Source organism: Pseudomonas sp. UYIF39 (assembly GCF_029963765.1).
GTDB lineage: Bacteria > Pseudomonadota > Gammaproteobacteria > Pseudomonadales > Pseudomonadaceae > Aquipseudomonas.
This window is the reverse complement of sequence record NZ_JALBYU010000037.1, coordinates 18394-32782: the sequence shown is the minus strand read 5'-3', so window position 1 is coordinate 32782 and position 14389 is coordinate 18394. Positions and strand designations below refer to the sequence as shown.

The window sequence follows — 14389 nt, the reverse complement described above, 5'->3', positions numbered from 1 at the left end:
GTAAAATCAGTCATTTGGTGCGTCAGGCATACCGCGTCAGCCGGACTCACGACTGCTACGCAGCCGAACGCAGCCTCGCGGGCTCGGCAGCTGCTACAAAGAGTATCGCGGCTGGAATTGCTTAACTGACTGGCATTACCCGGAATGCCGGCCCGAAAAAAGTCAGCCAAAAAACGCTAGCCCCAAGCGTCCAATTCCCGGACCAAGACTACCCCCCCGTCCCACCGTTCACCTGCCCGCTCTCATACTGATCAAAGTACTCCGGGATCTCATGCTGATAGCTCTTCAACCAGCGCTGCATGCTCAGCTCGCGTTCGGTCGCGGTTGAGGTTTGCGGTTTCTGGGACGCCGCCTTGTTACTTCTTTGCAGTTGCAGCCAGCCTTCGGTTTCCTGTTGTTGGGCCGAGGCGGGGCCGGGGTCAATGGCGTGAGTGGTGAGGGGCAGGGCCAGCAGGCCGAGGCAGCAGAGGATGGTCGGTTTCATCAAAAACCTCTCCTTATTGAAGCGTTGGTGTGGCGACAGCGACCTGGTTTACGGCGGCCGGGCCGGACTTGCCCGGTGACTTGAGTCTTTGCGCGCGAGCCTGGGCTTCGGTGACTTGGGCGGGGCTCAGGCCAAGACTGCTGACGAGTTCGGCCGCGCGGCTCCAGTCGTCCTGGTAGATCAGCAGTGTTACCAGATTCAACGCTGCCAGTTGATCGCTTTGCTTGAGTTCCATGGCCGTCAGGAATTCAAAGCGCGCATCCTCGACGCGTAATTGGTTGAGGTACACCACGCCCAGGTCGTTGCGGATTTTCTCGTCGGTCGGCGCTAGCCGTGCAGCCCGTTGCAAGTGGGCTTGTGCCAGGCCGTTGTCACCCTTGGCGGCGGCGAGTTGGCCGAGGCCGTGTTCGGCTTCGGCGGCCAGGCAACTGCCGAGCAGGCTGCGGTACAACGGCTCGGCTTCGCTGCGGCCCAGCAGTCGATAGACCTTGGCCTTGCGCAAGCGCACGTCGGCCAGGTTGTCGGGCAGGCTTTGCAGGTTGGCGAGGCTGGCGTGCAGTTTGCCGTCATTGGCCATGTCATCGGCGAGGTTCAGCGACAGTTGTTCCTCGGAAGTCAGCTTGCCGCAAGTGGCCGTGTTGGTCAGGGCGCTCCAGGGCGTCGCGCCGTTGCTCGCGCAACCGCCTAATAACAGCAGACTCAAACCGGCAATTATTGCTTTCATCACGATCCCTCTAAGAACCAAAGGCATGGGACAGGGCGGTGAAACCCGGGCCGGCCAGTACGATCAATAACGCCGGGAAGAGAAACAGCATCATCACGACGGACATTTTGGCGGACAGTTTGGAGATGTATTCCTGCAAGCGCGTCAGGCGCCGGTCATCGAGCAATTGCTTGAGGGTCAGCAGGGATTTCATCGCGCCGCCCCCCTGATGGATCAACTGCTGAAGGATGACGCAGGTGTCGGTGAACTCATCGACGGCCAGCAATCGGGTGGCTTTGTTCAGTTCTTCGCCCAGTTCCAGGCCGGAATCGACCCGGGCCAATACCAGGCGCAATTCATGGGTCAGGGCCGGCAATAATTGTTTGCCTTCATTGCTCAACACTCGCAGCGACTGCTCCACCGCCATGCCCGATTCGAACAGGATGCGCAGCAGCGGAATGAAGGTGGAAATCTCGGTCGCCAGTTGCTTCTGCCGACGCTGCGCGGCAACGGCCAGCAACCGTTTGGGCAACAGATAGCCAATGCCGGTGGCGAACACCGGGGCCATCCAATGGTTGTCTGTGTGAGGGAAGAACACGCCCTGGATCAGCAAGCTCAGGGCCAGCGCCAGCACCGGAGCGCCTACCTGGAACGCCGCGAACAGTGAGCGTCGCCGGGCACTGCGCCAGCCGAGACGGTTAAGCAATGCCTGGGTTTCGTTATCCAGGTTGACCGAGCGCTGACCGATCCGGCTGCTGCCCAGCATTTGCAGCCACTGATCCACGCGGTTATCGCTCGCCAGTTTGCCATCGAGTCGTTGCGCCACCTGGCGAGCCCGCCGACGGTGTTCCAGCAAACCGCTGAGCAACAACAACGTAGCCCCCAGAAACAGCAACGCGCAGATCAGAAAAGGCACTGTCATACGCTACGCAACATATGCCAGAGCGTCAGGCTGCCGACCACCTGCAAGCCGAACGCGGACGCGAGCATGATTTGCCCCGAAGGGTCGTGCCACATGGCGAGCAAGTAATGAGGGTTGGTCGCGAGGAAATAGCCGGCCAGGCCAATCGGCAGACAGCCCAGGACCCACGCGGTCACCCGGGTTTCACCGGTCATGGCCCTGAGTTGGCGCGCTGCTTGCTCGCGCTCACGGATCATCTTGATCAGGTTTTCCAGTAGTTCGCTGGCATTGCCGCCATAGCGATGATTGACCTTCAAACCGAGTGCGAACAGGCGAAGTTCGTCTTTCTCATACAGCTCGGCGAGGTCAGCCGCGGCATCCGGCAGGCTGACCCCCAACTGTACGTTGCGCTGAACTCGGCCCATGGCATTTTTCAGCGGATCTTCGGCGGCGTCGATAGCGCCCAGCACCGCATCGGCCAAGGTGCGTCCGGACTTCAGACTGCGTACCGTGTGATCGAGCATTTGTGGCAATTGTTCGATCATGCGCTGTAGTCGGCGCTGATAACGCCAATTGACATACAGACGCAGAATCAGCGGCGGCAGCAGTAACAGAACCATCAAGCCGAACCAGCCACCGGTAGCAAATCCGAGCAAGATGCCAAAGGCCCAGAGCACCAGCCACCCCCCCAGATGCTTGGAGGGACGCCCAAGTCCGGCCCGCAGAAAGGCCCGGTCCAGACCGACCCAGGAGGCTTTCGTCAGCACCGGCTGCGGTTGCCCCTGGTTCAGGCGTCCCAGCACCCGCTCGGTGCCGGTCTGGCGCAAACCGCGATAAAACAGGCGGATCGACAGTCCGAGCAAGGCCAGGCAAACGAGGATGAGCAGCACCGGTTTGAGCATGCCGTGGCCTTCAGTACGCAGAGGGAGAGAGCGCCAACTCACGGCGCAGTTTGTCGCCGGCGGGGTTGACCGCCTCGCGCATGAATCCGAAACCGCTGCGCCGGTCGAGCCGGAACAACGTGTTGGTGACATACACGTCATCACGCAAGCCGATCACCTCCACCACTTCGCTGACGCAGCGGCGGCCGTCGGGCATGCGCGTCAGCTGGATCACGACGTCCAGTGCGGCGCAGATCATTTGCCGCAAGGTACGTTCGGCGATGGTGCGGCCCGTCAGGCCCACCAATGTCTCCAGGCGCAACAGCGCATCCTGGGCATTGTTGGCGTGTACGGTGCTCATCGAACCGTCGTGGCCGGTGTTCATTGCGGTGAGTACGTCCACCACTTCGACGCCACGAATCTCGCCGAGGATGATTCGGTCCGGGCGCATCCGCAGGGCGTTGCGAATCAGGTCACTGGCTTTCACTTCGCCGTGGCCTTCGGCATTCGGCGGTCGGGTTTCCAGGCGCACCACGTGAGGGTGGCCCAAGTGCAGTTCGGCGACGTCTTCGATGGTGACGAGTCGCTCGTGAGGGTTGATCAACTGGCTGAGAATGTTCAACAGCGTGGTCTTGCCGGTGCCGGTGCCGCCGCTGATCAGGATGTTGCAGCGCTTGCCCACGGCCTCCTGAAGAAAGTCGAAGATCGCCTGATCGATGGTTTGCATCGCCATCAGGTCCGAGCTTTTGAGCATGTCCTTGCGAAATTTACGTATCGACAAGCAGGGGCCATCGAGCGCAATCGGTGGAATGATCGCGTTGACCCGGCTACCGTCGGGCAGTCGTGCATCGACCATCGGCGACGACTCATCGAGCCGTCGGCCGAGGGGCGCGAGGATCCGTTGCATAACCCGCTCGACGTGATGTGCATCGATGAAGCGCAGGTCGCTTTGATGCAGCACGCCGTCGCGTTCAATGAACACCCGGTGCGGGCCGTTGACCAGAATCTCCGTCACCGCCGGGTCCCGCAGCAGCACTTCCAAGGGGCCGAAACCGGTGAGTTCGTCGACGATTTCTTCGGCCAGACGCTCCATTTCATAGCGGGAAATCGCCAGGTGCAGCCGGGCGATGTACTCGGCAACCTTGTCGATGACGAACTGTGAGAGCACCTGCCGTGAACCCTCCAGCAGGTTTTTTCCGGACTCCTCGATGGCGTCGATGATGTAGCGGTGCAGCACCAGTTTCAGACCTTCGTTATCGGTGTTGCCGCTGGTTGTGCGCACCGGGGCGCCGAAGAGTTTTTCACCGCTCATTGCGCACCCCTCAACCGGTTGAACCAGCCAGACTTTGGTTTGGCCAGGCCCTCGGAGCGCTTGGCCAACTGATCGCCGAGGGCGCGCAGGCTTTGAGTCAAGCCTTCGCGTGGGGCCAGTTCAAACAGCGTCACACCTTGGTTCTTGGCGTTAAGCCGCACTTCCGGGCTGTAGACGAGGGTCGCGATGATCTCCATGCCGAAGCTTTTGCTCAGGGTGTCGGCGTCCGGTGCGACGTTGCGCAGGTAGCGGTCCACCAACAGTCTGGCGTGATCGAGCTTCATGCCTTTTTCACGCCACAGGTTGAGTACCGCCAGGTTGCGACGGCAGTCGAGTACGTTCTGATCGGTGTACCACAGCAACTTGTCGCAATGGGTGACGAAGGTGCGTAGCGCTTCGCTGTCCGGCTGGCCGGTCAGGTTCACCAGAATGTGCTGGAAGTGTTGGCGCAGGGCGCTGAGCAGCATGTACAACTCGGCGGTGCTGGTGTGTTCCAGCGGCTCATCGTGGCTGGCGTAGGCGAGGATCCGCAACCCGGCGGCGCAGGTGGTGAACGCGCTGTCGATCAGCGTCGCGTCGAGGCGCCGCAAGTGCCGGAGTGCATCGCCGAAGTGGAACGAGCTCTCCAGCCCGAGCAAGGCCAGGCTGTCACCGCGCGGCAGGCCCAGGTCCAGCAGCAGTGTTTGCTGTCCGCTCTTTTGCACCACTTGTGCCAAGTGCGTCGCGAGTAGCGCGCCGTCGGCGTTGATCTGCACACCGTAGAGCACCGTCAGGCTACCCAGTTGGGTGTTCGAGGCCACGGGCGGCAGGCGTTTGCTCAGCCGTCGCACCAACCCCGCGACTTCACTGGAACGCGAGCCATAGGCCACGAAATCCCGTGCGCCGGCGCGCATGGCATTGAGCACGAGTTGGTTGTCCATGCCATCGCCCAGCGCGACGATCGCCAGCATCGGTTTGGCTTCCAGGGCACCTTCGATCAGTGCGCTTTGGGCCACCACGTGTTCGCGGTCCAGGCCAATGAACACCAGGCTGGCGAAGGTCACGTCCACCAGCGCGAGCAATTCGTCGAGGCAGCCACCGCCGGCGCTGACCACTTGGCCCAACGGGGCGAGGGCGCCTTGCAGCCACTCAAGGTCGGTGCTGTTGCGCGTGATCGCGAGGAAGGTCTGGCTCAGGTTCTGGCTCTGGCTCATTGCGATAATCCGCTGCGTTTATCGAAGTCGCCGTTTTCGAGGAAGTACAGGCGATACCAGTTCGGGTCATAGTTGCGCAGCTTTTCACCCGGCAACGACGGCAGTTGTGCGTTGGCAGCCAACGGTTGGACCAGGTGCGGCGTGACGATCATCAGCAGCTCACGCTCTTCACGGTTGACCGATGAGTTGCGAAAAAACGCACCGAGAATCGGGATATCGCCCAGGCCTGGAAACTTGCTGACTTGCGAAATGTTATGCGTACTGATCAAACCGCTGATGACGAAACTCTCGCCATCGGCCAGCGAGATGCTGGTATCGGTACGGCGAATGGTGAACGCCGGGACAGTGGTGCCGCCGATGGTCACGCCATTGCTGAAGTCGAGTTCGCTGACCTCCGGCGCCACTTTGAGGGTGATGCGGTCGTGGCTGACCACGGTCGGTGTGAGCGTCAGGCGGATGCCGAATTCCTTGTATTCGATGGAGTAGCTGTTGCTGTTGGCGCTGGGTACCGGGATCGGGATTTCACCCCCGGCCAGGAAGCTCGCGCTCTGCCCGCTGAGGGCCACCAGGCTTGGCCGTGCCAGGGTGTAGGCGAAGCCGCTGCCTTCCAGGGCGTTGACGATACCGAGGACTTTGCTGCTGCCACCACCCCAGACAATGTTGAAACTGTCGTTGAGCAGCGGAATGCTGGGCACCGCGATCCGCGGATCAATGTTGGGCAGTGGCACCACGCCCGGCGTCACGGCCGTGTTGGGCACCGTACCGGGTGCGCCGAAGAGGAAGTTGTTCGAGCCCTTGCCGAAAATCGACGTACCGGCCTCTTTCAATTTGGTCCGGCTGACTTCGACAAACCGAATGTCGGTCTGTACTTGTGACGGTAGCAGTGGGTCATCAGAGGGTAGCCGTGTCGCGGTGGTCATCGCTGCGGTGGCCTTACCCTGAACGAACACCATGCTCTGGCGCGGAGCACTGGCGCAGGCGGTCCAGACCATCAGGCTGGTAGCGCCGGGGGCCATCCCGGTCAGCAAGAACGCTTGATTACCGTTGACTCGCACGTCGGCGATTTTCGGGTCACCCACCGCCACCCGAGTGATTGCCACCGGCGATTGCACCTCCCGTTGCAGCCCTTCACTGACTTCCAGCACCGCAGGCAACGAACCCAGCGCGGCGCAATTGCCGACGGCTGCCAACGTAACGCTCAGTGGCACACCGCTCAATAAAGAGACCCAGAGCAGGCCTTGAAACAGGGGCATGGAACGACTGCGCATTTAGATGCGTCCTTGCTCGATTCAGGGGGTTTGTTGAGTGATTTCGTTGCCGCGGATGACGTCCACGCTCGACTTGCGCGGTGCTGTGCCGCCGTGGGTGGCGACAGGTTTGGGTGGGGGCGTCATGGCCAGTTGGCTGAACTGGATCAACTCGCGGTTGGCACTGGCAAGGTTGGCCGATGAGTCGCTTTCGCCGGCCCAGTAACGAGCCAGACGTTTTTCATCGGCGCTGCGTACGGCCAGGCGCAACACGCCGGCCTGGGCCGCCAACATCAGGCGACTCAATAGTTGTTCGGGGACGGCAAGCAAGACGCTGCGGGCGCTGGCGCGCGATTGTTCCTGCCTGAGTTTTTCTTCGATGCTGCGGGCCGCGCTTGCGGGTTGGCCGTCGTTGGTCAATCCCATCTGTTCGCCTACTCCGAGCACCCGCAAGGCCGGCACCACCAATTGCGCCGATGGCTGAGGGTTGTTGTTGTCCATGCGCAGAAACAGCAGCACATCGACATAGTCCCCCGGTGTCAGTTGCCCGCCGGCATTGATCACTTCATCCACGGCGACGGCGAGGGCGCGTTCATCGGGGCGAATCATCCGCGCCAGTCTGCCGCCGGCTTCAAAGCTTTCATCATTGAGCCAGGTGCCGGCACTGAGGGCGCGCCAGGGTGTTCGGCCAATCGCTTGATCGAGGCTGCTCAGGCTGCCAGCCGGGACGGTACGAAGTTTTTCCAGGGTCACGTCGGCTGCGCTGATCGGCACGAACGGCGGCACATCATGCAGCAGCACCACCACCGTTTGGCGGGTGGGGTCGTCCACGGGGGCAGGTGTCTGGGCGATGGATGCAGGCGTGACGATTCCGGGTTGCACGACAGGCTCGGGAACGGGTTGACGGCTCAGCGTGAGGCCCCAGTAACCGGCAATAATGGCGCCCACCAGAAACAATCCGGCCAGGCCCAGAGTGATACGACTGTTCATGACGGCTCTCCCTTTCCTGCTGCTTGAGACCTCGTCGCATCCAACGAGTAAACTTCGCAATCAGGCAGCTATGAACATGGAACTATTTCGCTATTTGAAGGTAGCTCAGCTAGAGCGAAACGCCATTACTGGTCTGAAAAAAACTAACGAAAGTAAGCAGCTAGGGTGAAAATGTGCCTTTTTTGGCGTCAATGAACCAACTAATACTTTAGTAATAATTCGTTCTTACAGTTGTGAGTGCGGGGAATGCCGACAATGCTAATGCTGGCGAAGGGGAATCATGTTGCAGTCGTGCAACACCCGTCGTCTTCCAGGAGAAATGCCATGTCCTTTTCAACGCTTGCTCAGAAGATCAAATCCCATATCGTTTTTTTCAAGGGCCTGGCGAAAGATACCGAGGGTGCTTCGGGTATCGAATACGCCCTTATTGCGGGCATGGTGGCAATCGCTTTAGTGGCTTTTGTGCCGACGATCTCCGCGGCTATCACCACCATGTTTACCACTATTGAGGGCGCACTTCAGGCCGTACCATAACGGTAAGGCGAGTTCTTGCCGGCAACTTGCGAATGTGCCAAAGGGGTTCTACCGTCAGCGCTTAGTCCATTGCAGGTGTTGCCTATGAACGCTCCCTCACTTCCACGTCAACAGCTTCTTCTGGTCGATGATGAGGAGGATGCGTTGCTGGAATTGGCGGAATTGCTGGAGGGTGAGGGCTTCAATTGCTTTACCGCCACCTCGGTCAAACTCGCGTTGCAGCATCTGACGCGCCACCCTGATATTGCGTTGGTGATCACTGATCTGCGGATGCCGGAGGAGAGTGGCATGTCGTTGATCAAGCGGTTGCGCGAGCACACGTCCCGCCAGCATTTGCCGGTGATTGTGACGTCGGGGCATGCGGATATGGAGGATGTCAGTGACATGTTGCGGTTGCAGGTGCTTGACCTGTTTCGCAAGCCGATTTATCACGTGCGATTGTTGGAGACCTTGAATAATTTGTTTCCGCAGCCTCGCTTGGATTTAGTGAGTCCGTGATTGATCGTTCCCACGCTCTGCGTCCCAAGAGCCGAACGCAGAGCGTGGGCCGTTCGGGTCAGGCAACCGGCCGCCAATGCCCCGCCATATGCTCAAGATCCCCTGCACCCACCAACAGCAAATCCCCGCTCGACCCCGCCGCGCTGGCCAGCAATGTCACTTCACTGGGCAACCGCACCGGTTTCCTGAACTGCACCGCAATCTCGACATTTGCCGTCGGCAGATGCTCACTTAACGCCGCCAGCGTACGCGCCTTGTTCCACAACCCGTGGGCAATGGCCGTCGGGAAACCAAAGAGTTTGGCGCTGACGGCACTCAGGTGAATCGGGTTGTAGTCGCCGGAGACTTTGGCGTACTGCCGCCCAATGTCCGACGGTGCTTTCCAGTGGGCCACTTCCGTCATCTCCAATGTCGATGCCAATACGTCCTCGACGGGTTCGCCTGCGAGTTTGACCCCTCGGCACAGCATCTGGCTTTCAGCTTCCCACAACACCCCCAACTGATCGTCGAGCGTGGTCACCAGATCGAACGTCGCGCCTTTTTCATGGGGCTGAAGGTTTTGCACCTGAACGCTGACCCGCACACGATTCACGCCGCCCATTGGGCGAAAGATGCGAATGCGGTTGCTCAGGTGAATCAACCCCAGCAGCGGAAATGGAAACTCCTTGGCCGTCAGCAATTGCATCTGCAACGCGAACGCGAGGATGTGTGGATAGGTCGGCGGCAGCAAACCGTTGTCGGCAAAACCGCAGACCTTGCGATAGTCCGCCAGGCGCATAGGGTCGACATTGACCCAACAGCGCAAACCCGAATCGGGCAGGGTGGTGCCGGTGATTTTGCGCCGCGTCGCGGCCCGCACGTACAGTCCCGACAGGCTTGGTTCCCGGTTGAGTATGTGCCAATCGATGATCATGCCTAAGCCCCCAAAACGCTTTGTCCGCACACTCGCAGGGCTTGCCCGGTGAACGCGCCAGTACCCGGTTGAGCCAGCCACGCCACCGCTTCGGCGACGTCTTGCGGCAGACCGCCCTGGCCCAGCGAACTCATGCGCCGCCCGGCCTCACGCACGCCGAACGGCAGGTGCGCGGTCATCTGGGTTTCGATGAAACCGGGTGCTACCGCATTGATGCTGATGCCGCGTTCATTCAGCAGCGGCGCCCAGGCTTGGGCCAGGCCGATCAGCCCGGCCTTGCTCGCGGCGTAATTGGTTTGCCCGCGATTGCCGGCGATGCCGCTGATGGACGCCAGCAGGATCACCCGGCCGTTGTCGTGCAGGGTGCCGCTGTCGAGCAGCGCCTTGGTCAGCACTTGCGGCGCATTGAGGTTGACCGCCAGCACCGCGTCCCAGAATTCCGGGGTCATGTTGGCCAGGGTTTTATCCCGGGTGATGCCGGCGTTGTGGACCACGATGTCGATGCCGTCGGGCAGTTGCTCGATCAACTGCGCAGCGGCATCTTCGGCGCAAATATCCAGGGTGATGCTGCGCCCGCCGAGGCGTGCGGCGAGGGCATCGAGATCAGTCTTGGCCGGTGCTACGTCGAGCAGGATCACGTCGGCCCCGTCGCGGGCCAGGGTTTCGGCGATGGAGGCGCCAATGCCGCGTGCAGCACCCGTGACCAGTGCCTTGCGGCCGGACAACGGACGAGTCCAGTCCATCACTTGTGTGTTGCAGGCTTTCAAGCGAATCACTTGCCCGGAAACGAATGCACTTTTGGGCGAGAGGAAAAACCTCAGCGGGCCTTCCAGTTGATCCTCCGCACCTTCACCGACATAAATCAGCTGCAAGGTGCCGCCGCTGCGCAGTTCCTTGGCCAGCGAACGGCTGAAACCTTCCAACGCTCGCTGGGCGCTGGCGGCGAACGGATCGCTCAAGGTCTCCGGCGCGCGACCAAGAATCACCACGTGCGCGCTGTGATCGAGGTTTTTTATCAGTGGCTGGAAGAACTCGCGCAGCTGTTTGAGTTGATCGGTCTGCACCAGGTGGCTGGCGTCGAACACCACGGCTTTGAGTTTGGGGCCGTGGCCGGGAATCCACGCGGTGGCCAGTGAGGGCTCGGTGCCGTAGCTGTAAATCGCGTCGGTCAGGCGGTTGGCGAAGGTGCCGATTTTTTCCGTCAACGGGCCACCGCCGATCAACAGCGCCCCTTCTACAGGCCGCAGCCGGCCTGCTTGCCAGCGCTCCAGCCGAACCGGCGACGGCAGACCCAGGGCCCCGACCAAACGATGGCCGATGGACGAATTGGCGAAGTCGATATAACGGTCAGACATGTAACGCACTCCAGCAGCTGGGGTTCAAAGTGTGGACCATGAATTGCAATCAGTCGTTCGATCCACGAGATAAGGCCTACGCTTGTGGGTTATGGCCCTCAAAGGATAGGAAGCTTTTCATGACTCAACTGCGCCGCGTTGCGATTATTGGTGGTAACCGTATCCCCTTCGCCCGTTCCAACGGGCCGTACACCACCGCCAGTAATCAGGCGATGCTTACCGCCGCGCTCGAGGGCCTGATCGAACGCTACAACCTGCACGGCTTGCGCATGGGCGAAGTGGCGGCGGGGGCGGTGGCCAAGCACGCCCGGGATATGAGCCTGACCCGCGAATGTGTACTCGGCTCGCGGCTGTCGCCAACCACCCCAGCCTACGACATCCAGCAAGCCTGCGGCACTGGGCTGGAGGCGACGTTGTTGGTGGCGAACAAAATCGCCCTGGGCCAGATCGAATGTGGCATTGCCGGTGGCGTCGACACAGCCTCGGACGTGCCGATGGGTGTTAATGAAAGCCTGCGCAAGATCCTCCTGCAGGCCAACCGCGCCCGAAGCACCGTCGACAAACTGAAAACCCTCCTGCAACTGCGTCCCCGTCATTTGATGCCCGAGTTTCCAAGCATCAGCGAGTCGCGCACCGGTCTGTCGATGGGCGAGCACTGCGAGTTGATGGCCCAGGCCTGGAACATTCCGCGCGACGAACAGGACCAACTGGCGTTGGACAGTCACCAGAAAATGACCGCGTCCTACACCGAAGGCTGGCACAACGATTTGATGACGCCGTTCCTCGGCCTGACCCGCGACAACAACCTGCGCCCGGACCTGACCCTGGAAAAACTCGCGTCACTCAAACCGGCCTTCGAGAAAAGCGCCAAGGGCACCCTGACAGCGGGCAACTCGACGCCGCTCACCGATGGCGCATCGCTGGTGCTGCTGGGCAGTGAAGAATGGGCCAAGGAACGTGGCCTGCCGATCCTTGCCTTTTTGCGCGATGGCGAGACGGCGGCGGTGGATTTCGTCAACGGTGCGGAAGGATTGTTGATGGCGCCGGTGTATGCGGTGCCGCGTTTGCTGGCGCGCAACGGCCTGACCTTGCAGGACTTCGATTACTACGAAATCCACGAAGCCTTCGCCGCGCAGGTGCTCTGCACGCTGAAGGCCTGGGAGGATCCGGAATATTGCAAAACCCGCCTCGGCCTAGATGCGCCACTGGGTTCCATCGACCGTAGCCGCCTCAATGTCAAAGGCAGTTCACTGGCGGCGGGACATCCATTTGCGGCTACCGGCGGGCGCATCGTCGCCAATTTGGCGAAGTTGCTGGATGCGGCGGGCAAGGGTCGAGGCTTGATCTCGATGTGCGCCGCCGGTGGCCAGGGGGTGACAGCGATTATTGAACGCTGAGGACGGCGGCGCTTTGCTGTTGGGCCAGCTGCCGGTTGCGGTTGGCGTAACGCTCGGCCATCACTGAGCAGACGATCAGCTGCAACGGGTGGTAGATCATGATCGGCAACAGGATCAGCCCGAGCCCTGGGTTGGCGCCGAAGATCAGCGCCGCCATTGGCGCACCGGCGGCCAGGGATTTTTTGCTGGCGCAAAATACCGCGGCGATTTCATCGGCCGGGCTGAATTTCAATGCGCGAGCGGTGCGGGTGGTCATCCACAGGATGATCGCCAGCAGGATCGCACTGCCGATCAGTGCCGTGAAGATCACGCTGTTGCCCTGCTTTTGCCACATCCCCGAGACCATCGAATTGCAGAACGCCGCGTAGACCAGCAACAGAATCACCAACTTGTCGGCGATGTTGGTGTAGCGCTTGTGGCGGGCGAAGAATTTGCCGAGGAACGGCCGCAGCAATTGGCCGAGCACCAGTGGCAACAGCAACATGGCGCAGAGGTCGAGCAGGGTTGAGCCCAGATCGATGCCGCCCGCGCCGCTGCCGACCACGAAACTCACCAGCAACGGCGTCAGGAAAATCCCCAGCACGCTGGACAGGCTCGCGTTGAGAATCGCCGCCGGTACGTTGCCGCCCGCGCTGCCGGTCAGGGCCACGGACGAGGAGATGGTCGAGGGCAGGGAACAGAGGTACAGGAAGCCCAGCATCAGCAGTGACGGAATGTGCGAGCCCAACAGCTTGTCACTGAGCAGCCAGATCAGCGGAAACACCGCGAAGGTGAAACCCTGAACCATCACGTGCAGCTTCCAGTTTTTCAGACCGTGAGTGATCTGCTCGCTGGACAGGTTGACGCCGTGCAGGAAGAACACCAGGAACACCCCGATGTTGATCACGTATTCAGCATGCATTCCGCCGCCGGTGGCACCAAAGGTCGGGAAGAAATACGCCAGCAGCGTGGCGATCAACATGCCACACAAGAACCAGTCGGTGACCACGCGTTTGAGGTGTTTGAAGGCATGCATAATAGGCACCGAATACATTTGTAAGAATTGGTGACTTAGCCTAACGTCGGCTCCATCAGCCGTCTTGCGACATAAGGCCAATCAATGCCGACTAACGGACAACTTTCCCTCGAACGGACGATTCCGACGCTGACGGCGCTGCCGCGTCCGCTGTATGCCCGTGCGGAAAGTCTCAACGCCGGTTCATGGACGCCGCCGCATCGACATGACTGGGTGCAGTTTTCCTACGCGATCAGCGGCGTTCTCGGCGTGCACACCGCCGAAGGCAGTTTCTTTGCGCCGCCGCAGTGGGGAATCTGGATTCCGGCGGATCTCGAACACCAGGTGGTGACTTCGATGCGCGCCGAGATGCGCAGCCTCTATGTGCGCCGCGAGGATTGTGAATGGGCGGACGGGCGTTGCCGCGTGCTGGAAGTGACGCCGTTGGCCCGGGAGCTGATCAAAAGTTTTTGTTTGCTGCCGGTTGAATATCCACAGGGCAACAGTCAGGAGTCGCGGCTGGTGAGCGTGCTGCTGGATCAGTTGGCGCATCTGCCGGAGGTTGGCTTCTCGCTACCGTTACCGCGCCATGAACGGTTGCTGGGGCTGTGCAACGAACTGATCGAAAGCCCTGAGCGGAACGTGACCTTGCAGGCGTGGGCCGAGCGGTTGGGGACGTCGGAGAAAACCTTGATGCGGCTCTTTCAGCGGGAAACCGGGCTGAGCTTTCGAGGGTGGCGCCAGCGGATGCGGTTGCTGTCGTCGTTGAGTTTGCTGGAAGAGGGGGACAGCGTGACGAATGCCGCGCTGTCTTGCGGGTATGACTCGACTTCGGCGTTTATTGCGGCGTTCAAGGGGTTGTTCGGGTTTACCCCAGGTGAATTGTTCAGGCAGTGACGGCCTCTTCGCGAGCAGGCTCGCTCCCACAAGGACACCGCAAAACCCTGTGGGAGCGAGCTTGCTCGCGATTGGCCGCGCAGCGGCCAC

At 60.8% G+C, this 14389-nt stretch carries 15 protein-coding genes; 4 read left to right on the top strand and 11 right to left on the bottom strand.

From position 1 onward, the window contains the following. Positions 1 to 208 precede the first annotated feature (208 nt). The 8 genes from MO767_RS29065 to cpaB are packed head-to-tail and all read right to left on the bottom strand — an operon-like array spanning position 209 to position 7711. Positions 209 to 484: a DUF3613 domain-containing protein gene (locus tag MO767_RS29065; RefSeq protein WP_282483325.1), complete on the bottom strand. Its 276-nt coding sequence runs from the start codon at positions 482 to 484 to the stop codon at positions 209 to 211. A gap of 13 nt (positions 485 to 497) precedes the next feature. Then, positions 498 to 1208, bottom strand: coding sequence for a hypothetical protein (locus MO767_RS29060; RefSeq protein ID WP_282483324.1), 711 nt, complete (start codon positions 1206 to 1208; stop codon positions 498 to 500). A gap of 10 nt (positions 1209 to 1218) precedes the next feature. Further along, on the bottom strand, positions 1219 to 2109 hold the full coding sequence (locus tag MO767_RS29055) for a type II secretion system F family protein (protein WP_282483323.1): 891 nt from the start codon (positions 2107 to 2109) through the stop codon (positions 1219 to 1221). Next, on the bottom strand, positions 2106 to 2990 hold the full coding sequence (locus tag MO767_RS29050) for a type II secretion system F family protein (RefSeq protein ID WP_282483326.1): 885 nt from the start codon (positions 2988 to 2990) through the stop codon (positions 2106 to 2108). Before MO767_RS29050 ends, MO767_RS29055 begins: the two co-directional genes overlap by 4 nt. 10 nt (positions 2991 to 3000) lie before the next feature. After that, the gene (locus tag MO767_RS29045; protein WP_282483322.1) at positions 3001 to 4281 is read right to left on the bottom strand and encodes a CpaF family protein; all 1281 of its coding nucleotides are present in this window, start codon (positions 4279 to 4281) and stop codon (positions 3001 to 3003) included. After that, a complete protein-coding gene (locus MO767_RS29040; protein WP_282483321.1) occupies positions 4278 to 5474 on the bottom strand; it encodes a pilus assembly protein in 1197 nt (398 codons plus the stop codon). The genes MO767_RS29045 and MO767_RS29040 overlap by 4 nt, the downstream gene beginning before the upstream one ends. Continuing rightward, positions 5471 to 6742: a type II and III secretion system protein family protein gene (locus tag MO767_RS29035; protein ID WP_282483320.1), complete on the bottom strand. Its 1272-nt coding sequence runs from the start codon at positions 6740 to 6742 to the stop codon at positions 5471 to 5473. The genes MO767_RS29040 and MO767_RS29035 overlap by 4 nt, the downstream gene beginning before the upstream one ends. A 21-nt stretch (positions 6743 to 6763) precedes the next feature. Continuing rightward, the gene (gene cpaB, locus MO767_RS29030) at positions 6764 to 7711 is read right to left on the bottom strand and encodes a Flp pilus assembly protein CpaB (RefSeq protein WP_282483319.1); all 948 of its coding nucleotides are present in this window, start codon (positions 7709 to 7711) and stop codon (positions 6764 to 6766) included. A 324-nt stretch (positions 7712 to 8035) separates the two neighbouring features. On the opposite strand from cpaB, the gene MO767_RS29025 reads away from it, so the two are divergent. Both MO767_RS29025 and MO767_RS29020 read left to right on the top strand, forming a co-directional pair. Then, entirely contained in the window at positions 8036 to 8245 is a 210-nt protein-coding gene (locus tag MO767_RS29025) for a Flp family type IVb pilin (protein ID WP_282483318.1), read from the top strand. An 84-nt stretch (positions 8246 to 8329) separates the two neighbouring features. Further along, positions 8330 to 8743, top strand: a complete 414-nt coding sequence (locus MO767_RS29020; RefSeq protein ID WP_282483317.1) for a response regulator — start codon at positions 8330 to 8332, stop codon at positions 8741 to 8743. Between the two features lie 58 nt (positions 8744 to 8801). On the opposite strand, the gene MO767_RS29015 is transcribed toward MO767_RS29020, so the two are convergent. Together MO767_RS29015 and MO767_RS29010 are read right to left on the bottom strand one after the other, a co-directional pair. Continuing rightward, complete coding sequence (locus MO767_RS29015) at positions 8802 to 9656, bottom strand: MaoC/PaaZ C-terminal domain-containing protein (RefSeq protein ID WP_282483316.1); 855 nt, start codon at positions 9654 to 9656, stop codon at positions 8802 to 8804. Between the two features lie 2 nt (positions 9657 to 9658). Continuing rightward, a complete protein-coding gene (locus MO767_RS29010) occupies positions 9659 to 11011 on the bottom strand; it encodes a 3-oxoacyl-ACP reductase (protein WP_282483315.1) in 1353 nt (450 codons plus the stop codon). Between the two features lie 119 nt (positions 11012 to 11130). On the opposite strand from MO767_RS29010, the gene MO767_RS29005 reads away from it, so the two are divergent. After that, positions 11131 to 12408 (top strand): acetyl-CoA C-acetyltransferase, encoded by a 1278-nt coding sequence (locus tag MO767_RS29005; RefSeq protein WP_282483314.1) that lies wholly within the window; start codon positions 11131 to 11133, stop codon positions 12406 to 12408. Here MO767_RS29005 and MO767_RS29000 read toward each other — a convergent pair. Further along, positions 12395 to 13423, bottom strand: a complete 1029-nt coding sequence (locus MO767_RS29000; protein WP_282483313.1) for a bile acid:sodium symporter family protein — start codon at positions 13421 to 13423, stop codon at positions 12395 to 12397. The two genes, MO767_RS29005 and MO767_RS29000, sit on opposite strands and share 14 nt — an antisense overlap. Before the next feature lie 84 nt (positions 13424 to 13507). Here MO767_RS29000 and MO767_RS28995 point away from each other — a divergent pair, with 84 nt between their 5' ends. Next, the gene (locus MO767_RS28995) at positions 13508 to 14299 is read left to right on the top strand and encodes a helix-turn-helix transcriptional regulator (protein ID WP_282483312.1); all 792 of its coding nucleotides are present in this window, start codon (positions 13508 to 13510) and stop codon (positions 14297 to 14299) included. Positions 14300 to 14389: the final 90 nt, after the last annotated feature.